Origin of the sequence: Mangrovimonas sp. CR14 (genome assembly GCF_011764015.1) — a bacterium.
Classification (GTDB): domain Bacteria; phylum Bacteroidota; class Bacteroidia; order Flavobacteriales; family Flavobacteriaceae; genus Mangrovimonas; species Mangrovimonas futianensis.
Map to the genome: position 1 here is coordinate 75,493 of NZ_JAAFZY010000002.1, position 19,682 is coordinate 95,174.

The window sequence follows — 19,682 nt, forward strand, 5'->3', positions numbered from 1 at the left end:
AATCCCGCAATTGCGGGATTTTAATTTATTTGGATGGTGGCATACTTGGCCTGACCTCAATTTTACTTGGTAACGTTCGGGGATTCATTTTAATTAAATCGACCACCAACTCACCGATGTCTTCTATCTGGATTTTCCAGGAATCACTGTCATTTGGTTCATGACCATTGAAATAAGTCGATACTGACCCCGGCATAATGGTACTCACCTTGATTCCATATTTTCTCAAATCTAACATAGCTGCTTGAGTAAACCCAGTAACACCAAATTTACTAGCATTATAAGCCGATCCGCTAGCGAAGAAATTAGTCCCAGCCAAACTGGAAATAGTGATGTAATAACCTTCAGTATTTTTTAGAGCATCCACACTCGCCTTTAATGTATAAAAAGCGCCTGTCAAGTTTGTATCGATTGTTTCCTGCCATTGTTCTAGTGTCAAATCTTCAATGGGTGCAAAATGTCCCAATCCGGCATTGGCGATGACGATGTCTAGGTGTCCAAATTCATTCACCACATCCTTGACCGCCTCTTGAATGGAACTAAAATTAGTCACATCTCCTTTTAATCCTACTGCTTTGGCCTTAGTTGTTTTATGGGCATTTAATCTTCCAGCAGCATCATGAGCCGCAGCGCTGCTTCTACTGGTCACTGCTACATGTACTCCTTGTTCTAAGAGTGCCTGTGCAATTCCAAATCCGATGCCTTTTGAGCCACCTGTGATTAAAGCTACTTTATTTTCCATTTTTTTGATATTTAAATTATTCTTTCGGTAATCTTTTGGTTAAATAGGCCAATTGTCCCATATGGTTGGCTTGATGCTCCATCACATGAAACCAAGCCCAATGATTGGACATGCCTTTATTGGTTTTTGAAAACCATTTATCGTCTTTGGTTTTCATGAGTTCCTTTGTTTTATTGCGCACCTCATTATATAAATCCATATAATACTGAATGGGTTTTCCTTGAAATTCTGCTCTAGCTTCATCCCCAAGGCTTAGTGCCATCATCCATTTTTCCTTTTCAGCTTCATTAAAGTCTCGCTTTTCAAAGGTAAACACCTGATAATAGGCCTCGGTTGCGGCTAGGTGATAAATGAGTGCGCCAATTCGGTTGGAATTATCGTCTAACAGAAAATCTGTCTGTTCCTGATTTAAATCTTTCACTAAATATTCAACCCTACCCTTTAAATTGTCAAGCATGACAATCATATTCCCTATATCATGGGAATATCCTTTGGGAGGTTCGATAGTATACTGGGCCTGTAAATTGATACAAACTAATAGAAAAGTAATAAGGATTGCTTTTTTCATTATTTTTTGGATTGGTTTCCAACGAAGTTAAAACAACCCAAGAGGAATCAAAATAGCCTTAACAGCATCTTAACGAACTTCCTGAGGAGGCGGGAACTTTTCAAAGGCTTTCTCTACAATATTTTGCATGTGCTTGGTGCGCTCATCTGGTGTAGCCTTATCAAAATAGGGGGAATCCATTATCGCTTGATAAATCAACCCATTTTGATCTAAAACATCTATTTGTATCACCCGATTTGTTTTATCCTGACCTAAAGGAATACCAACCGAAACACCACCGCCTACCTGGCCTCCACCACCGCCTAGACCCAATCCAACAGTACTCTGCTGCATGGAATGATAATCGGAAGTTTTAACATTTATAAGCAACTCGGCATTCTCTGATAAGGTAAATCCTTTGTTTGTCAAATGAGCATCAATGGCATCCAACAACCTATTTTCATCCAACTCACTCAACCCAGAGTTCATCTGTGGGTAATAGTTAAATGTTTTGTATTTGGAAAAATCAATATTTCTATCGTAGTCATGCGTCACCTGAATACTGTGGCACCCCATAAAAAGCAATAGAAAAAGGAAACTTAATTTTCTCATATCTTTTATTTTAAAGATATAAAATTAGAAATTAAGAAGGGGCATTTTAGTCATTCAACATGCCCCACAATTTATCTTTCAAAGTTTGAAGTCCTTGATGTGCCACCGAAGAAATAAACATATAATCTATAGGTAAGATAGCGTCCAATTCGGTTTTCATCTCTGCCTTTAATTCTTCATCCAACATATCACTTTTGGAAATAGCAATCATACGCTGTTTATCCAACATCTCTGGATTATATCTTCTAAGCTCATTTAAAAGGATATCATATTGTTCCTTGATATCTCCCGCATCGGCAGGAATAAGAAACAACAATACCGAGTTTCTCTCAATGTGTCTTAAGAAATAATGCCCCAAACCTTTACCCTCTGCAGCTCCCTCAATAATACCAGGAATATCGGCAATTACAAAAGTTTGATAATCTCTATGTTGAACAATACCTAAATTAGGTTTTAGGGTTGTAAACTCATAATCTGCTATTTTAGGTTTGGCAGCTGTGACCACAGATAACAACGTAGATTTTCCTGCATTAGGGAATCCCACCAAACCAACATCGGCAAGAACTTTAAGTTCCAGAATAATCTCCTTTTCTTCACCAGGAATACCTGGTTGTGCATATCGAGGCGTTTGGTTGGTGGGACTCTTAAAATGCCAGTTTCCACGACCTCCCATACCACCTTGAGCGATGATTTTTTCTTCGCCATCGTCGGTAATTTCAAAAAGGATTTGATTGGTTTCTTTATCACGAATGACCGTTCCCAAAGGCACTTCCATGTAGATATCTTCTCCATCTGCCCCCGTACTTCTTTGCTTACCCCCATGTTCCCCATGACCGGCCTTGAAGTGACGCTTAAATTTATAATTGTAAAGCGTCCAAAGGTTTTTATTCCCTTTCATTATAACGTGACCTCCACGACCACCATCACCTCCATCAGGTCCACCCTTGGCTATATATTTTTCACGGTGTAAATGTGCAGATCCTTTACCTCCATTTCCAGAAGCTATATGAAGCTTCACATAATCAACAAAATTCCCTTCAGTCATATTACAATCTCTTCAGAAAGAAGCTATTTATTAGTCAAATAATTTAATATTTAAAATAATTCCTGTTGGAATTTCTTATTTCCAGCGCCTTAAATTTTGGTCTTCCAATAACAAAATATAAAATGGATCCAATGATAGGAAGAAATAACACAATCAGAATCCAAATCAATTTGTCATTATTTGTAACTGTCTTATTAAGCAAACTCACTATGGCCGCTATTGGAAATAACAAAAAAGAAAGGCACAAAAATACTAACAGGAAAAAAGCCATAATTTTTAATTGTCTATTACAGCTTGTCGATCACCTCACTTAATCGCTGGGTAATTTCCTCGATACTACCAACGCCATCTACTCCAAAATATTTATCCTCCTTGGTGTAGTAATCTTTTAGTATCGCTGTTTTACTGTAATACTCTTTGATTCGATTTCTGATGATGGCTTCATCAGCATCATCGGCTCTACCACTGGTCTCCCCTCTTTTTAACAAACGTTCCACCAATATTTCATCATCTACTTCTAAAGCAATCATGGCGTTAATTTGAGAATCCTTCTCATCCATTAACTCTGCCAAGGCATCTGCTTGAGCAGAAGTTCGCGGAAAACCATCAAAGATAAAACCTTTGGCATCTGCATTCTTTTCTACCTCAGCATTCAACATATCAATGGTTACCTTATCGGGTACCAACTCACCCTTATCCATATAGGATTTGGCCAACATACCTAAAGCGGTCTCGTTTTTAATGTTATAACGAAACACATCTCCAGTAGAAATGTGAACCAGATTATACTTTTCCTTTAAAAATTCTGCTTGTGTTCCTTTACCGGCACCTGGAGGGCCAAATAGGACAATATTAGTCATATGTTGTGTAGTTTTTAATTGATAAATTTCAGGCAAATCACGTCCCAGACCATTATAGTCCAAGCCATAACCAACAATAAATTTTTTCGGTATTTCGATACCTTTATAGTGAATTTTGAAATCCTTTTTGTAAGCTTCCGGTTTATAAAACAAAGAGGCTATGATAAGTTGTTTTACTCCTTCGTTATTAAATATTCGATGCACCTCATGAAGGGTGTTTCCAGAATCGATAATATCCTCAAGTATCACCACTGTTCTTCCTGATAAATCTTGAGTCAAGCCAATGAGACGTTGAATATCCTCTGTAGATTTCAATCCCTCATATGAAGCCAATTTGATAAATGTTACCTCACATGCACTGGGGTATTTTTTAACAAAATCACTGACAAACATGAAGGAACCGTTGAGAATACCCACAAACACTGGAATTTCATCCTTTAGGTCACGAGAAATTTCATCAACCATTCGTTGCACAACGGCATCTATTTCTTGGGCTTTAATAAAAGGTCTGAATTCTAAATCGTGAAGTTTTACCACCGGTTTATTTATTTTGGAAAACAAAGATAATCAAATGTTAAAAGTTTTGCGAATTTGACGCCACATTGTTGCGCTTTTTGTTTTATCACAGGCATTTGATTTGTATTTTTGCCCAAAAACAAAGCCTTCATGAATTTATTTTCTTCAGATTTTAAACTAGGTATTTTAGGTGGTGGTCAATTAGGAAAAATGCTCCTTTACAATACCAGAAAATTTGACATATATACCAGTGTTTTGGACCCCAGTAACGAAGCTCCTTGTAAAATTGCCTGTAACGAATTCCATCAAGGGGATCTAATGGATTATGATACCGTTGTTGCTTTTGGGAAGCAGGTAGATGTTTTGACTATAGAAATTGAAAACGTTAATGTAGACGCTTTGGAAACCTTGGAAAAAGAAGGCATTAAGGTGTACCCTTCTTCAAGAACACTAAGAACCATTCAAAACAAAGCCAAACAGAAGCTATTTTATGTAGACAATCAAATTCCAACAGCTGATTTTAGTCGGTTTGCTTATACTTCAGAAATTAAGGAAGCCATTAGCAATGGAGGCATTCAATTACCATTTGTATGGAAAAGCGCCCAATTTGGATATGATGGAAATGGTGTTAAAGTGGTTCGCAAAGTTGAAGATTTAGAAGGACTTCCTAATGTGGAATGTATTACTGAAACGATGATTCCTTTCAAAAATGAGCTTTCGGTCATTGTAGCTAGAAACCCAAAAGGCGAAATTAAAACCTATCCTGTGGTAGAAATGGAATTCCATCCTGAAGCTAACCAGGTGGAATATGTAATCTGTCCTGCCAGAATCGATGAGGAAGTGGCAAAAAAAGCTCGTGAAGTCGCCTTAAAAACTTCTGAAGCATTTAACCATGTAGGGCTGTTGGCGGTAGAAATGTTCCAAACCCAAGAAGACCAAATATTGGTGAATGAAGTAGCCCCTAGACCACACAATTCGGGACACCAAACCATTGAGGCAAGCTATACATCTCAGTTTGAACAGCACCTAAGAGCCGTTCTCAACTTACCTTTAGGAAAAACGGAAAGTACTGTTGGCGGAATTATGGTAAATTTGGTTGGTGCTGAAGGTTATACCGGCAATGTTATTTATGAAAATATTGAAGCCATTATGGGTATGGAGGGTGTAACTCCACATATCTATGGAAAAAAACAAACCAGACCATTCAGAAAAATGGGACATGTGACCATAGTGAATGAAGATATAAATGAGGCCAGACAAATAGCCGAACAAGTAAAAAAGACCATTAACGTAATCAGTAAATAAGTTATGAGCAAAGTAGGAGTTATCATGGGAAGTAAAAGCGACTTGCCAGTTATGCAAGAAGCTATTGATATATTGGAAGGATTTGATATTGAGGTGGAAGTTGATATTGTATCGGCACACAGAACACCAGAAAAATTATTTGATTATAGTAAAAATGCTCACAGCAGAGGCATTCAGGTCATCGTTGCAGGCGCCGGCGGTGCAGCTCATTTACCCGGGATGGTAGCATCATTATCCCCTCTACCTGTCATTGGGGTACCCGTTAAAAGTAGTAATTCCATTGACGGTTGGGATTCTGTTTTATCTATTCTTCAAATGCCAGGAGGTGTACCAGTTGCTACCGTAGCATTGAATGGTGCTAAGAACGCTGGTATTTTAGCCGCCCAAATTATCGGGAGCTCAGACAAGTGTGTTTTAGATAAAATTATAGCTTATAAAGAAGGCTTGAAGATGAAAGTCTACGAATCTGCGAAGGATTTAAAATAAAAGCCTCGGTATCCCTACCGAGGCATTCAAGCTATTAATCAATCATCTTAAAGAGTAAACTTTTAAACTCTTATGAAAAATCTTCGGCAAAAGTAAAAAAACATTTCAGATTACAAAGAAAAAAATTTGTTAATGTTATGCTAATCAAGTTTTTAGTAAGAAAAAAAGGACGTTATTCTGATTAAAGAAATTTACAAAAAAATGAACGTTTTAAATAAACCATTTGACAATCAATATCATACAGCTCCCTTCTCAAAAATAAAAAATGAGGATTTCCTTCCGGCTTTTATTCAGGGAATTGCAGATGCTAAAAAAGAAATTGATGAAATTTGTGAGAATAAAGAGGCACCAAGCTTTAAAAATACGATTGAAACCTTAGATTTCTCTGGAGAACAACTGGATAGAATCTCAAGTATTTTCTTTAATCTAAATTCGGCCGAGACCAACGACGAGATCCAAAAAATAGCGCAAGAAGTTTCTCCACTACTTTCTGAGTTCAGCAACGACATCACCTTAAATAAGACACTGTTTGAACGTGTTAAAGCTGTTTACGATCAAAAGGAGCAATTGAATTTAACCAAGGAGCAAGAAACACTTCTAGACAAAAAATATAAAAGCTTTTCCAGAAACGGAGCAAATCTCCCTGAGGACAAAAAGCAAGAACTTCGTCAAATTGATAAAGAATTGAGTCAGCTCAAATTAAAATTTGGAGAAAATGTGCTTGCTGAAACCAATAAATATGAACTTCATATAACGAATGAAGAAGATCTGGCTGGTTTACCCGAAGACGCTAAGGAAGAAGCTAAACAAACAGCAGAAGCCAAGAAAAAGGAGGGCTGGGTGATTACACTGCAATACCCAAGCTACATTCCTTTTATGACCTATGCTAACAATAGGGAATTACGGAAAGAACTGGCTATTGCCTTTGGAGCCAAAGGATTTCATGGAGATGTATTAGACAACCAAGAAATAGTTCTCAAAATAGCTAAATTACGCCATCGAAGAGCCAACCTTTTAGGCTATCCTACTCATGCCCATTTCGTTTTAGAAGAGCGTATGGCGAAAAATCCTGAAACGGTCACTACCTTTTTACAGGATCTCTTGGAAAAAGCCAAACCAGCAGCTGAAAAGGAATTTGAAAAGTTATCAGCTTTTGCCAAGGAATTAGATGGTATCGACCATTTAGAGAAATGGGATGGCGCTTATTATTCAGAAAAATTAAAACAAAAATTGTTTGATTTAGATGACGAGAAATTGAAACCCTATTTCAAACTTGAAAATGTTATCAATGGTGTGTTTACAATCGCTCAAAAACTATATGGCTTACATTTTGAAGAAATTGATACGATTGACAAATATCATGAAGATGTTTTGACGTATAAAGTTACTGATGATAACGGAAATTATGTTTCTATTTTCTACGCTGATTTCTTTCCTAGGGAAGGTAAAAGAAATGGTGCCTGGATGACTGTTTACAAGCCGCAATATGTGAAAAATGGCATTAATGACCGTCCACATATTTCCATTGTATGTAATTTCACTAAACCCACCAAAACAAAACCATCTTTGCTTACATTCAATGAGGTGACCACCCTATTCCATGAATTTGGTCACGCCTTACATGGCATGTTAGCAAACACAACTTATCCAAGTTTATCTGGGACTAGTGTTTTTTGGGACTTTGTGGAATTACCAAGTCAAGTTTTGGAAAATTGGTGTTATGAAAAGGAGGCTTTGGAGCTTTTTGCCACCCATTATGAAACCGGTGAGGTAATCCCAATGGATTTGGTTGAAAAAATTAAGGAATCAGCCACCTTCCATGAAGGAATGCAAACCTTAAGGCAGTTAAGCTTTGGTTTGTTGGATATGAGCTGGCATGGAATTGACCCAACCGATATTTCTAATGTGAAAGCTCATGAACTGAAAGCTTTTGAAAGCACCAAATTATACCCAGACGTAGCAGAAAATTGCATGAGCACGTCATTTTCACACATCTTTCAAGGTGGTTACTCTTCTGGGTACTACAGCTACAAATGGGCGGAAGTTTTGGATGCCGATGCTTTCGAATTTTTTAAAGAACAAGGCATATTCAGCAAAGAAGTAGCAAGTAAGTTTAAGAACAATGTATTATCTCAAGGGGGTACAGATGACCCCATGGTGCTTTACAAACAATTTAGAGGTAAAGAACCACAACCTGAAGCGCTTTTAAGAAGAGCTGGATTGATAGAAAAATAAGGAATGAAGAAAGGGGCGATAATCATCGCCCTTTTATTTTGAATTCTATGCACCTCGCGAAACCGTCTTAACTATTTAGTAGCATTAATAAAATTTTTAGTTTGCGTATGATTTAAAACTTTAGAGGAAGTTTTAAAAATGTGTATCTTACCACCAATAACCAATACATTTAAACATGTCTAAAACCAAACTCACTATACTTAGCAACGGAAGCGTAAAAGTAGATGGCGATTTTGAAATTGTCGATAAAGAAGGTAACGTTTATGGTTTGGGAGGCCGAACTTTAGTTTCACTTTGCCGCTGTGGCAGATCAGAAAACAAACCATTTTGTGATGGTAGTCATCGCAACCATTTTGAACATGAAGCAAATGCTTTTGATCTACCGCCAAAACCTTAAACATTTAGATTCAAAGTCAAAAGTCTTTTAAATAGAGCCTAAGTTTTAAAGGCACTTTAGTAGTTCCCTTTTAGAACTAGTTCTTTCAGAAAATAAACTTTCAATTATTATTGAAAGTTTAAAATATTTTATATATTTGACTCATGAATTATCAAGAAGCCAAAGAAAAGTTTATTAGCACTTGGGGGAGTTTAGGCTCCCTATGGGGCATCAATAAAGCCATGGCACAAATTCAAGCGCTTTTATTTATCTCTACCAAACCCTTGTCCATGGAAGACATCATGGAGGAGTTAAAAATTTCAAGAGGTAATACCAGTATGAATTTAAGACAATTGATGGACTGGGGTATCGTTACCAAAGAAATTATTCCAGGAGAACGTAAAGAATATTTCACAACAGAAAAGGATGTGGAAGAACTGGCCAGACATATAGCCAAAGAACGAAGTAGACGTGAATTAAAACCTGTATTGAAGGTTTTAAAGGAGGTTTCAAATATTGATAGCGATCAAAGTGAAGAAACAGAGGAATTGAAGAAACAAACCAAAGCGCTTCATGATTTAACCCAACAAGCCGATGACATGCTTAACAAAATAGCTGACCAAGATCTTAATTGGGTTACTAAAACATTTATCAAGATTATGCGCTAATTTTTTTAATACAATGTTTCAATTTTTTCTGAAAGTTTAATAATTAAAAAATGTTTAAGAATTTATCTATTTTATTTATCGCCTTAACCTGGATTACCAGTGGACTATTTTTTAAAATAATTCCATTGAATCAAAGGCATGAAGATATAGTTGCTAGAATTTTGGGTCATGCATTTGCTTCTGAAATGACACTTTCAATCGGATTTTTAGAGGTCATTCTAGGCATATGGATTCTTTCCAAAAAATTAAATCATTTAAATGCCTTCATTCAATTGATTACGATTTTAGCCATGAATATTTTGGAATTCACTCTTGCCAAAGATTTGCTCCTGTGGGGTCCATTTAATATTGTATTTGCATTTCTTTTCATGGCCTTTATTTGGTATACCTATTTCCAAACAAGAACAATTAAAAACCACGATTATGCTCCAATTACTAAAAAATCATCCCTTTGATGTCAAAGCGCATTTTGACATGTCTTTAGTATTGACCTTTGCATTACCTAAAGAAACACTTAATCCCTTGCTCCCTCCCTGCTTGCAGTTGGACACCTTCAAGCATACTTATGGATTTTTAGCAGCTGCATTTGTAAAGACAAGAAACCTAAGACCTTCTATTTTTCCTGAATTTGCAGGTCAAGATTTTGTATTGGCAGGTTACAGAATATATGTAAGGTACCAAACAGCTGAAGGAAAGAGATTGAGAGGTTTATACATTTTAAAATCAGAAACCAACAAAAATAGAATGGCCTATTTAGGCAACATTTTTACTCATTATAATTATTCCTCAACGGATATTGAAATGGAAACCAGCATAGCCGATGAGCTCATTATTCGTTCAAAAAAGTCTAAATTAAAAATCGTTTGCTATCCTGGAAGGGATGATTGCGTCTTACCTCAAAATTCTCCATTTATCTCATGGAAAGAAGCTAGAAGATTTGCAGGACCATTACCTCACACTTTCACTTTTAACGAACATACAAATGAGGTTTTAATTGTGAAAGGCCTTAGAAACGATTGGCACCCTAGACCTGCGTCCATCAAAGAATATCATATACCATTTTTGAATACATTAAACTTGGAACCGACCCCAACTTTAGCCAATGCTTTTATTGTTGAAAACATTCCCTACCAGTGGAAAAAAGGAAAAATTGAATCATGGAAACAAACAGAACAAAATTTCAAGGCGTAAAAAATATATTAAACTTTAATCGCCATTATTATTACCTAGGATTTGGCGCATTAATTCTTTTCAGTCTTGTTGCCTATATATTTGAAATACCCACTTTTTGGAACCAATTAGTTATTATATTTATTCTTCTAGGTTTGGCAATGCCTTTATTAGTATCGGCATATGTGTATGATTATTCCGGATACTACAAACTTGAATGGCTTGAAAACAAACGAATAAAAACATCAAACTCTTTAAGCATTGTCAACATACATGCAGGCTTTGATGAAACTAGTCATTTGTTGAATAAAAAATTTCCTAAATCCAATCTTCGAGTCTTTGATTTTTACAACCCGAAGGATCATACGGAAATTGCCATTCAACGTGCCCGAAAAGAAGGCATCAATCATTCCAAGACAGAACAGATTTCGACAGACCTTATTCCATTAGAAACCAATTCCTCAGATCTAATATGTCTGTTATCGGCGGCCCATGAAATAAGATCAAATCAAGAAAAAGTGATCTTTCTTAAAGAATGTAAAAGAATTTTAAAATCTACAGGTAAAGTTATTATGGTTGAGCACTTAAGGGATCTACCAAATTTTATGGCATTTCATGTAGGTTTCACTCACTTCTTTTCGAGAAAAACTTGGAAAAAAAGTTTAAAACAAGCTGGATTCTCAAAAATAAGCGAAAAGAAATTCACTCCTTTTTTATCAATTTTTATAGTTGAACCTTAAAACCAATTCCATGGAAACTCATATTCAAATCATCGGTATCTTCTTAGTTTTACTGGCCTTAGTACACTTTATATTCCCGAAGTATTTTGGATGGAAAACGGAACTTCAAAAACTAGAACTCATTAATAAGCAACTCATGGTTGTCCATACTTTTTTTATTGCTTTAGTAGTATTTTTAATTGGTATTCTTTGCATTTTTTATTCCTATGAATTAACCCATACTTATTTTGGTAAAACAATAGCATTGGGTCTAGGCATTTTTTGGTTTATCCGATTAATCTTCCAATTACTAGTTTATTCCCCCAAACTATGGCGAGGAAAATCATTTGAAACAGTTGTTCACATTTTCTTTATTATCATGTGGACTTACATGAGTTCCAGCTTCGCTTTAACATATTATTATTAAATCAGTTACGAACTCATTTTTTTAGTTTAAATTTGAGTAAAAGAATTGCTGTTATGCCTAGCCACAAACTAGATCCCAACCGGTGGATTGATAGGTATTCTGATTACCTATTCAATTATACCATATCTCGAGTGAACGATCGGGAAATGGCCAAGGATTTAGTACAAGAAACTTTCTTTGCTGCTTTAAATTCCATGAAGAATTTTAAAGGTGAAGCATCTGAGCGTACCTGGCTTATCTCTATTTTAAAAAGGAAAATAATTGACTATTATCGTAAGATAAACTCCAAAAAGGGTCAGGCTGAAGTCAAGATCAATTACAATGAGGAAGACAATAATGGTGATTGGCTGGAAGAGCAAGTTTCTGATCCCTTTGATAAAACAGCAGAAGACCAAATGGAAAATGATGAACTTGGAAATGCTATTTTTCAATGTTTGGATAAACTTCCAGAAAAACAGGCCGCTGTATTTAAAATGAAAACTATAGAAGGTTTGGATACCGAAACGATTTGTAATGAATTAAACATCACTGCGTCTAACCTGTGGGTGATCATTCACAGGGCAAGAACAGCCCTAGCTGATTGCATGGAAAAAAACTGGTTTTAACCTATGTCTGAAAAAAAATCTATCTTGTTTATCTCCTGTGATGAAGCATATCACATTTGTGACAAGTCCCAGTATAATGATGCCTCCCTTTGGGAAAAACTAAAACTGAATTTACGATTAATTTGGTGCAAGCACACAAGGGGCTACATATCAAAAAACAAAAAATTGACTCATTCCCTCAAGCAATCCAAAGTGCAATGCATGAAGCATTCCGAAAAACAATCCCTCAAAGACCATTTCTCAAAAGAACTCCAAAAGCAAAACCAAAGCCAACCATAAAATAGGAATGCCTTCCACCCAAAAGGAACAGTAATATTCAAATTGTTCTTTTTTGGACACCCAAATAAATGCCAAAGTAACCATAGCAATAAAACAAACTGCGGTTAAAAAGTGACAGGTAACCGAGGCCTTGAACAATTCCAAAATCACAAACAAAAGCATCAAAATGACACCAACCATTTTTGTGTTTTTGATTCCTATTTGCTGTGGAATCGTAGCCAGCTTTAAGCTATCATAATTCAAATCCCTGATTTCAAAAGGAAGCATCAATGCCAACACGAATAAAAATCGTTGCACTAAAGTAATTAGCGCATCAGAATTCAATTGAAAATCATTATTGACCAAGGGTAAAATGACTGTTACCCCAGCCCACGTCAACCCAATGATATAAACCTTGACTCCTCCAACATTTCTTAAATTTTGTTGGTGGTCAAAAAGAAATTTTCTAGGCAAAAAGGGTATGGCATATAAAAATGTTACGATTCCAAAACCTACAATATAAAGCCAGGTCATTTCCTTTAGTTTCAGTCCGAAATAAATCATGGCCAAGAAACTCAACAATGAAAAAACCTGAATCACCTTAAGCCAATGTGCCAAACTCCTGTGATGAAACCTAGCCAAACCAAAATATTTCACAAAATTATATCCTGTTATCGAGGCAAAAAAAATGAATCCAATAAGAAGGGTATCCCAAGGAATACCAAACTCCAATAAGGTAATCCATGTAAGAGCACACACCGACAAAGCCACATGAATACTGCTATTAATATAAAAATTGAATAAAGCCTTAAATCGAGACATATAGCAAAAATAATCAAAGTGTTAATAACCGTTTTTTTTGGTTAAAAACTTTAGTCTGCAATAACAAAAATACATATAGAAATGCGTACTTTTGCGCCTTAAAACACAACTTAAATTTGATGGATACAACCTCTTTTGCACTTCGTCATATAGGACCTGATCAACAGGAACAACAAGATATGTTAAAAACCATAGGTGTAGATAGCTTAGACCAACTGATCTATGAAACCTTACCTGATGGAATCAAACTAAAAAAAGAACTGAATTTGGATGAACCCATGAGTGAACAAGAATACCTAGTTCACATCCACAACTTATCCAAAAAAAATAAGGTTTACAAAACTTATATCGGTTTGGGGTACCACCCTACCATTCTTCCGGCGGTCATTCAAAGAAACATTTTGGAAAACCCAGGATGGTATACGGCCTATACTCCCTATCAAGCTGAAATTGCTCAAGGAAGATTGGAAGCTTTATTGAATTTCCAAACCATGATTACTGATTTGACTGGAATGGAATTGGCAAACGCCTCCTTGTTAGACGAAAGTACTGCAGCTGCCGAAGCGATGAGTCTGTTGTTTGCTGTACGTGAAAGAGCTCAGAAAAAAGAAGGCATTAATAAATTCTTTGTTTCAGAAGACATTCTTCCACAAACCCTCTCCCTATTACAAACAAGAGCTTTACCAATTGGTATTGAATTGGTTATTGGGAAAGAAAGTGAATTTGATTTCTCACAGGAATTCTTTGGGGCTATTTTACAATATCCAGGAAAACATGGTCAGGTTACAGATCTTAAATCCTTTATCGAACAAGCCAAAGAAAACAATATAAAAGTAGCTGTTGCAGCTGATATATTAAGCCTAGTAAAGCTGGAAGCACCTGGATCTTTTGGTGCTGATGTTGTGGTTGGCACAACCCAACGTTTCGGTATACCAATGGGTTATGGTGGACCTCACGCTGCCTTTTTTGCAACTAAAGAAGCCTATAAGCGTGATATCCCAGGAAGAATTATTGGTGTAACCAAAGATTTGGACGGTAATCGTGCGCTACGTATGGCACTTCAAACCCGTGAGCAACACATTAAACGCGACAAAGCAACTTCCAATATTTGTACTGCTCAAGTACTATTGGCAGTTATGGCCGGAATGTATGCTGTGTACCACGGACCAAAAGGACTTCAGTTCATTGCAGATCGTGTACATAGTGCTACGGTTCTATTGGCTGATGCCCTTCAAAAATTAGGTTTCAAACAAGTCAACACAGACTATTTTGATACTCTTCAAATAAAAGTAAAAGCTAAAAAGGTTAAGAAAATAGCCAAGGCTAAAAAAGTCAACTTTTATTATCCAGATGATGAAACCGTTACTATTTCATTGAATGAAACCACAACGGTTCGTGATTTGAATTATTTAATATTGGTATTTTCTGAAATTGCTGGAGAAGAAGCCTTCACTATTGACGACATTACCTATGCAAATGCCATTTCTGACAAGTATCAACGTCAATCAGAATTCCTCACATTAGATGTATTCAATTCTTACCATTCTGAAACAGAATTGATGCGTTATATCAAGAAATTGGAGCGCAAGGATCTTTCTTTGAACCATTCTATGATTTCTTTGGGATCTTGCACCATGAAGCTTAATGCAGCTGCAGAGATGTTACCTCTAAGTATCTTTAAATGGGCTAATGTTCATCCTTTTGTTCCAGAAAAACAAGCAAAAGGATACCTAACTGTTTTAAAAGAGCTTGAAGATCAATTGACAGAAATCACAGGATTTGCTGCAACATCCTTGCAACCTAACTCAGGTGCACAAGGTGAGTATGCTGGTTTAATGGTTATAAAAGCTTATCACGAATCTAGAGGTGAAGGACACAGAAATATTTGTTTGATTCCTTCTTCTGCTCACGGTACCAACCCTGCTAGTGCTGTTATGGCTGGTATGCAGGTAGTAGTGACCAAATCTACTGATAAAGGAAATATTGATGTAGAGGACTTACGTGAAAAAGCTGAAAAATATAAAGACAATTTATCTTGTTTAATGGTGACCTACCCATCTACTCATGGGGTATATGAATCTGCCATTAAAGAAGTAACTAAAATCATCCATGACAACGGCGGACAAGTCTATATGGACGGAGCCAACATGAATGCGCAAGTGGGATTAACCAATCCTGGTAGAATTGGCGCTGATGTTTGTCATTTGAATTTACATAAAACATTCGCCATTCCTCATGGCGGTGGTGGCCCTGGAGTAGGACCTATTTGTGTTGCAAAGCAATTGGTTCCATTCTTACCTGGAAATCCAGTAATAAAAACAGGTGGAAAAAAAGCTATTACAGCTATTTCTGCTGCACCATATGGATCTGCTTTGGTATGCTTAATCTCATACGGTTACATCAAAATGTTAGGAGCACATGGTTTAACCCATGCTACCAAAACAGCTATTTTGAATGCCAACTATATGAAGCAAAGACTACAAGGGCATTTTGACACCCTGTATTCTGGAGAAATGGGTAGAGCAGCTCACGAGATGATCGTAGACTGTAGACCATTTAAAGCTAATGGTATTGAAGTAACAGACATTGCTAAACGTTTAATGGATTACGGTTTCCACGCGCCAACGGTATCATTCCCTGTAGCAGGAACCCTAATGATTGAGCCAACCGAAAGTGAAAGCAAAGAGGAGTTGGATCGTTTTTGTGATGCCATGATTTCTATTAAAAAGGAAATTGACGCTACGTCTAAAGATGATGTCAATAATGTATTGAAAAATGCACCGCATACCCTGGAAATGTTAACATCGGACACATGGAATTTCCCATACTCAAGAGAAAAGGCTGCATTTCCATTACCTTATGTTGGAGAAAATAAGTTTTGGCCTACCGTTAGACGTGTTGATGATGCGTATGGTGACCGTAATTTGATATGTACTTGTGCCCCAATAGAGGACTATATGGAGGCATAAGCCATTTTTGGACATCGTATAAAATTATAAATTAAAATTTGCTTTTAGTTTATTATGCCTACCTTCATGGCTTAATAAATTAAAAGCATTTTTTATGGGCATCAAAATAACTGGTGTAGGAAGTTATATACCAGAAAACATTGAGAAAAACTCTGATTTTAATCAACACTTATTCCTAAATGCCGACGGCTCTCAAATCAGTTCCCCTAACAGTGTTATAGTTGAAAAATTTGAAGCCATTACAGGTATTCAAGAAAGGCGCTATGCCGACAGGCATTTGGTCACCTCTGACATGGGAGCTTTTGCAGCCGAAAAAGCCCTAACCGATGCCAATATAGACCCAGAAACACTCGATTACATAATTGTTGCCCATAATTTTGGAGATGTTAAATATGGCACCAATCAAGGTGACATGGTTCCTGGGCTTGCAGCAAGAATCAAACACACATTAAGAATTAAAAACCCAAAATGCGTTGCCTATGACCTCTTGTTTGGTTGCCCTGGATGGCTAGAAGGTGTTATTCAAGCCCAAGCATTCATCAAAGCAGGAATGGCTAAAAAATGTTTGGTTATAGGAACCGAAATGCTATCAAGGGTTATTGATAAACATGATAGAGACTGTATGATCTTCTCTGATGGTGCAGGAGCTACGGTTATTGAAGAAACTGAAGAGGAAGGTGGCATATTGGCTTTTGATACGGCGAGTTACACCTTTGATGAGGCCTATTATTTATATTTCGGCAATTCTTATAATCATGACCAATCTAAAGCGAATAGTTACATAAAAATGCAAGGGAGAAAAGTTTACGAATTTGCATTGACCCACGTTCCTCAAGCTATGAAAGCTTGTTTGGACCAAAGTGGCTTGGATATAAAGGATGTAAAAAAAATATTTATTCACCAAGCTAATGAGAAAATGGATGAAGCTATTGTGAAGCGTTTTTATAGAGCATACCGTATGCCAGAGCCTGAGAACATCACCCCCATGAGCATTCATAAACTAGGTAACAGTTCCGTAGCCACCATTCCTACTCTATATGATTTGGTAAAGAAAAATAAATTGGAAAATCATGTTGTAAATAAAGGTGATGTCGTCATTTTTGCCAGTGTAGGTGCCGGAATGCATATCAACGCCATGATTTACAAAGCCTAAATTTAAAAATCAAACTAGCGTTTTAGAGTAAAATGAGACCTGTAGAATCCAGGATTCCCTTGATCATCTACATATTCTACAGTAAACCAATAATCATCTGAAGGCATTTGCTGACCCTCATAGGTTCCATCCCACCTGTAATCACGTGGACTTAAAACGGCCAGTTGTTTTCCAAAGCGATTGAAGATTCTTAAAGTATAATCGCAACTTTGAGATTCTGCCTCTGGCCCCCAAAAGTCGTTTTCTCCATCTTGATTAGGAGTGAAAAATGATCTTAATTTGTAACATCCAAAACCATCCAAGCATCCCAATCTAACGGTCTCTATAACACCTACACAGCCGCTACTTACCTCAACCAAGGATAATCCATCATAAATCCCCGCAGAGAGCCCTAGCAGCGTAAGGATCCCGTCAGAGTCTGAGCTAAACACTTGGTATTCTCCGTCATCCTGAATGCCCCCAGAAAAATAAATCTGGTACTGTTCGTTTGGCAATAAGTCATTAATGATAATTTCACCATCTGTGGCAGCACAGTTTGAAGGAATAATAGGTTCAAAATCTAAAACCAGATCTTGTGATTCTATTTCAAAAGAACCCAATGTTTTGGAACATCCAGAACTCAACTCCAACACCTCCAGAGATCCATAGGTCCCCGAATCGAGTCCCATAATTGTAAGAATGCCATTGGAATTACTTTCCAAAGCCAGCGCATATGGAGAACCGCCATGAGAATAACCCACTTCATAGGAAGCATTTGGCAGCAAGCCATACAAGTAAAGGGCAGCATCTGACTCTCCACATCGTGATGCGGGTGCCACGTCCAACTCGATCTCCAATTCAGGTGCGGAAATCAAAACATCTTCAAATTGGGCAAAACAGCTAGTTTCAACTTCCACCAGTGTAAAACTGGCATACAAACCTGCTGACAAACTTGTAAACTCCAATTGACCTTGGGAATTGGACATTTGAATAAACTCCACCGTTTCACCATTACCATTCACATAGCTTAAAGAATACTCCATTTCTGAATTCAATTCTGAGAACATCAAAGCGCCATCAGTAGTATTGCAAGCCGTTGTTCCGCTTATATTCAAAACCGTTTCCATTTCGGGAGCAATGAGTTCAACTGGCTCGATAGTTCCGTGACAGTCATCATTTCCTATTTCTGAAATGGAAAAATTATCGTACAGACCAGTTCCCAGGCCGGTCATAATAAGCTGGCCAGTGTCCGTTGATTCAATAATGAGGTTTTGGGGAATTCCATTAAGAGTATAGGCAATTTCAAAAGAAGTTAACGGATTTAAATCTAGACCCGTAATGGTGATCACTCCATTTGTAGCTAGACAACCCGAAGGCTCAGCAAAATACCTCGCCAAACTTAAAATAGGGCTAGGAATCTGGTAATACCCTAAATCATCAAAACAGCCTGTTTCAATATTTGTTATAGCAATGTCATAATAGTATCCTGGCTCTAGATTATTAACCACCATGGCCTCTAATCCCGAAGTTGAAACTACTTCAGAAAAACTTTGATTATTTATGGAATAAGTAATCTCATAAACAGCCGGATTAGAATCAGAAACGGCAAAAGACATAACTGCGTCCTGACTGTCACAGCCCGAAGGAGGAATGATAGAAAAACCCGCATCAAAAAGATCTCCTTCAATTTCAATTGCATCAAACTCTACATGGCACCCGGTATTGATATCTTCAACCGTAAGATTAATATAAAATCCCGGTGCCAGCCCAGAAAGTGTTATTAACCCAGTAAAATCTGAAGTAAGTGTAACATCTTGTACCCCCCCAAAAATATAAGCCACATCATAATCTGTAAAGGGCTCCAGACCAGAAATCTTAATATTACCATTTGCAAAACACTCACTGGCATTTACTACAGATGAAATAACTGCTGGTAGAGGTACGTGAGGGACCTCTACAGTACCAAAGGATATTTGGTCACCTAAAACCAAGTTTGTTAACATCAAGTTTTGATAATCTCCTGACGGCAAATTATTAATGGTCAAAGTACCATTGGTATTGGTCGTCAAGGTCAATGTTTGTGAACTACCGTTGTAATATTGAACCTCATATGCTGTATTGGAATCCAATTCAGTAATTATAATAGCCCCGTCCATAGAGGAGCATAAGCTAGGAGTTATTACCTCCA

General features: G+C 37.0%; 20 protein-coding genes. 12 read left to right on the top strand and 8 right to left on the bottom strand.

From position 1 onward, the window contains the following. Positions 1-25: 25 nt before the first annotated feature. The 6 genes from GZ212_RS03625 to GZ212_RS03650 all read right to left on the bottom strand — a co-directional run bounded on the left by GZ212_RS03625 (position 26) and on the right by GZ212_RS03650 (position 4,343). The gene (locus GZ212_RS03625; RefSeq protein ID WP_166957376.1) at positions 26-742 is read right to left on the bottom strand and encodes an SDR family oxidoreductase; all 717 of its coding nucleotides are present in this window, start codon (positions 740-742) and stop codon (positions 26-28) included. Between the two features lie 16 nt (positions 743-758). Continuing rightward, positions 759-1,310: a DUF664 domain-containing protein gene (locus GZ212_RS03630; protein ID WP_166957378.1), complete on the bottom strand. Its 552-nt coding sequence runs from the start codon at positions 1,308-1,310 to the stop codon at positions 759-761. A gap of 69 nt (positions 1,311-1,379) precedes the next feature. Continuing rightward, on the bottom strand, positions 1,380-1,901 hold the full coding sequence (locus GZ212_RS03635) for a DUF4136 domain-containing protein (protein ID WP_166957380.1): 522 nt from the start codon (positions 1,899-1,901) through the stop codon (positions 1,380-1,382). A 46-nt stretch (positions 1,902-1,947) separates the two neighbouring features. Further along, positions 1,948-2,946: a GTPase ObgE gene (gene obgE, locus GZ212_RS03640; RefSeq protein WP_166957382.1), complete on the bottom strand. Its 999-nt coding sequence runs from the start codon at positions 2,944-2,946 to the stop codon at positions 1,948-1,950. A gap of 43 nt (positions 2,947-2,989) precedes the next feature. After that, positions 2,990-3,217: a PLD nuclease N-terminal domain-containing protein gene (locus GZ212_RS03645; protein WP_166957384.1), complete on the bottom strand. Its 228-nt coding sequence runs from the start codon at positions 3,215-3,217 to the stop codon at positions 2,990-2,992. A gap of 16 nt (positions 3,218-3,233) precedes the next feature. Next, positions 3,234-4,343 (bottom strand): adenylate kinase, encoded by a 1,110-nt coding sequence (locus GZ212_RS03650; RefSeq protein ID WP_166957386.1) that lies wholly within the window; start codon positions 4,341-4,343, stop codon positions 3,234-3,236. Positions 4,344-4,472: 129 nt separating this feature from the next. On the opposite strand from GZ212_RS03650, the gene GZ212_RS03655 reads away from it, so the two are divergent. The 10 genes from GZ212_RS03655 to GZ212_RS03700 all read left to right on the top strand — a co-directional run bounded on the left by GZ212_RS03655 (position 4,473) and on the right by GZ212_RS03700 (position 12,313). Then, entirely contained in the window at positions 4,473-5,627 is a 1,155-nt protein-coding gene (locus tag GZ212_RS03655; RefSeq protein ID WP_166957388.1) for a 5-(carboxyamino)imidazole ribonucleotide synthase, read from the top strand. Between the two features lie 3 nt (positions 5,628-5,630). Continuing rightward, the gene (gene purE, locus GZ212_RS03660) at positions 5,631-6,113 is read left to right on the top strand and encodes a 5-(carboxyamino)imidazole ribonucleotide mutase (protein ID WP_053971476.1); all 483 of its coding nucleotides are present in this window, start codon (positions 5,631-5,633) and stop codon (positions 6,111-6,113) included. Between the two features lie 201 nt (positions 6,114-6,314). Next, positions 6,315-8,348, top strand: a complete 2,034-nt coding sequence (locus GZ212_RS03665) for a M3 family metallopeptidase (RefSeq protein ID WP_166957390.1) — start codon at positions 6,315-6,317, stop codon at positions 8,346-8,348. 175 nt (positions 8,349-8,523) lie between these two features. Next, on the top strand, positions 8,524-8,745 hold the full coding sequence (locus GZ212_RS03670) for a CDGSH iron-sulfur domain-containing protein (RefSeq protein ID WP_053971474.1): 222 nt from the start codon (positions 8,524-8,526) through the stop codon (positions 8,743-8,745). A gap of 143 nt (positions 8,746-8,888) precedes the next feature. After that, complete coding sequence (locus GZ212_RS03675) at positions 8,889-9,392, top strand: GbsR/MarR family transcriptional regulator (RefSeq protein WP_053971473.1); 504 nt, start codon at positions 8,889-8,891, stop codon at positions 9,390-9,392. Between the two features lie 50 nt (positions 9,393-9,442). Beyond that, complete coding sequence (locus GZ212_RS03680; RefSeq protein ID WP_166957392.1) at positions 9,443-9,847, top strand: DoxX-like family protein; 405 nt, start codon at positions 9,443-9,445, stop codon at positions 9,845-9,847. Next, a complete protein-coding gene (locus GZ212_RS03685) occupies positions 9,816-10,583 on the top strand; it encodes a DUF2071 domain-containing protein (protein WP_166957394.1) in 768 nt (255 codons plus the stop codon). The genes GZ212_RS03680 and GZ212_RS03685 overlap by 32 nt, the downstream gene beginning before the upstream one ends. Continuing rightward, positions 10,550-11,302, top strand: a complete 753-nt coding sequence (locus GZ212_RS03690) for a class I SAM-dependent methyltransferase (protein WP_166957396.1) — start codon at positions 10,550-10,552, stop codon at positions 11,300-11,302. The genes GZ212_RS03685 and GZ212_RS03690 overlap by 34 nt, the downstream gene beginning before the upstream one ends. 10 nt (positions 11,303-11,312) lie before the next feature. Then, positions 11,313-11,708 carry a hypothetical protein gene (locus tag GZ212_RS03695; protein ID WP_166957398.1) on the top strand — a complete coding sequence of 132 codons (396 nt, stop codon included), beginning with the start codon at positions 11,313-11,315 and terminating at the stop codon, positions 11,706-11,708. Positions 11,709-11,761: 53 nt separating this feature from the next. Continuing rightward, a complete protein-coding gene (locus GZ212_RS03700) occupies positions 11,762-12,313 on the top strand; it encodes a sigma-70 family RNA polymerase sigma factor (RefSeq protein ID WP_053971470.1) in 552 nt (183 codons plus the stop codon). 240 nt (positions 12,314-12,553) lie between these two features. On the opposite strand, the gene GZ212_RS03705 is transcribed toward GZ212_RS03700, so the two are convergent. Further along, entirely contained in the window at positions 12,554-13,393 is an 840-nt protein-coding gene (locus GZ212_RS03705; protein WP_166957400.1) for a hypothetical protein, read from the bottom strand. A 119-nt stretch (positions 13,394-13,512) separates the two neighbouring features. Here GZ212_RS03705 and gcvP point away from each other — a divergent pair, with 119 nt between their 5' ends. Both gcvP and GZ212_RS03715 read left to right on the top strand, forming a co-directional pair. Further along, complete coding sequence (gene gcvP, locus GZ212_RS03710) at positions 13,513-16,362, top strand: aminomethyl-transferring glycine dehydrogenase (protein WP_166957402.1); 2,850 nt, start codon at positions 13,513-13,515, stop codon at positions 16,360-16,362. 94 nt (positions 16,363-16,456) lie between these two features. Beyond that, positions 16,457-17,515, top strand: coding sequence for a 3-oxoacyl-ACP synthase III family protein (locus tag GZ212_RS03715; RefSeq protein ID WP_166957404.1), 1,059 nt, complete (start codon positions 16,457-16,459; stop codon positions 17,513-17,515). Between the two features lie 14 nt (positions 17,516-17,529). On the opposite strand, the gene GZ212_RS03720 is transcribed toward GZ212_RS03715, so the two are convergent. Further along, complete coding sequence (locus GZ212_RS03720; protein ID WP_166957406.1) at positions 17,530-19,650, bottom strand: T9SS type B sorting domain-containing protein; 2,121 nt, start codon at positions 19,648-19,650, stop codon at positions 17,530-17,532. Between the last annotated feature and the right edge of the window lie 32 nt (positions 19,651-19,682).

Bases quoted from the DNA above. Each gene is read 5' to 3' on its own strand.
- GZ212_RS03625 (WP_166957376.1), bottom strand. From the start codon at position 742: ATGGAAAATAAAGTAGCTTTAATCACAGGTGGCTCAAAAGGCATCGGA.
- GZ212_RS03630 (WP_166957378.1), bottom strand. From the start codon at position 1,310: ATGAAAAAAGCAATCCTTATTACTTTTCTATTAGTTTGTATCAATTTA.
- GZ212_RS03635 (WP_166957380.1), bottom strand. From the start codon at position 1,901: ATGAGAAAATTAAGTTTCCTTTTTCTATTGCTTTTTATGGGGTGCCAC.
- obgE (WP_166957382.1), bottom strand. From the start codon at position 2,946: ATGACTGAAGGGAATTTTGTTGATTATGTGAAGCTTCATATAGCTTCT.
- GZ212_RS03645 (WP_166957384.1), bottom strand. From the start codon at position 3,217: ATGGCTTTTTTCCTGTTAGTATTTTTGTGCCTTTCTTTTTTGTTATTT.
- GZ212_RS03655 (WP_166957388.1), top strand. From the start codon at position 4,473: ATGAATTTATTTTCTTCAGATTTTAAACTAGGTATTTTAGGTGGTGGT.
- purE (WP_053971476.1), top strand. From the start codon at position 5,631: ATGAGCAAAGTAGGAGTTATCATGGGAAGTAAAAGCGACTTGCCAGTT.
- GZ212_RS03665 (WP_166957390.1), top strand. From the start codon at position 6,315: ATGAACGTTTTAAATAAACCATTTGACAATCAATATCATACAGCTCCC.
- GZ212_RS03670 (WP_053971474.1), top strand. From the start codon at position 8,524: ATGTCTAAAACCAAACTCACTATACTTAGCAACGGAAGCGTAAAAGTA.
- GZ212_RS03675 (WP_053971473.1), top strand. From the start codon at position 8,889: ATGAATTATCAAGAAGCCAAAGAAAAGTTTATTAGCACTTGGGGGAGT.
- GZ212_RS03680 (WP_166957392.1), top strand. From the start codon at position 9,443: ATGTTTAAGAATTTATCTATTTTATTTATCGCCTTAACCTGGATTACC.
- GZ212_RS03685 (WP_166957394.1), top strand. From the start codon at position 9,816: ATGCTCCAATTACTAAAAAATCATCCCTTTGATGTCAAAGCGCATTTT.
- GZ212_RS03690 (WP_166957396.1), top strand. From the start codon at position 10,550: ATGGAAACAAACAGAACAAAATTTCAAGGCGTAAAAAATATATTAAAC.
- GZ212_RS03695 (WP_166957398.1), top strand. From the start codon at position 11,313: ATGGAAACTCATATTCAAATCATCGGTATCTTCTTAGTTTTACTGGCC.
- GZ212_RS03700 (WP_053971470.1), top strand. From the start codon at position 11,762: ATGCCTAGCCACAAACTAGATCCCAACCGGTGGATTGATAGGTATTCT.
- GZ212_RS03705 (WP_166957400.1), bottom strand. From the start codon at position 13,393: ATGTCTCGATTTAAGGCTTTATTCAATTTTTATATTAATAGCAGTATT.
- gcvP (WP_166957402.1), top strand. From the start codon at position 13,513: ATGGATACAACCTCTTTTGCACTTCGTCATATAGGACCTGATCAACAG.
- GZ212_RS03715 (WP_166957404.1), top strand. From the start codon at position 16,457: ATGGGCATCAAAATAACTGGTGTAGGAAGTTATATACCAGAAAACATT.
- GZ212_RS03720 (WP_166957406.1), bottom strand. From the start codon at position 19,650: ATGGACGGGGCTATTATAATTACTGAATTGGATTCCAATACAGCATAT.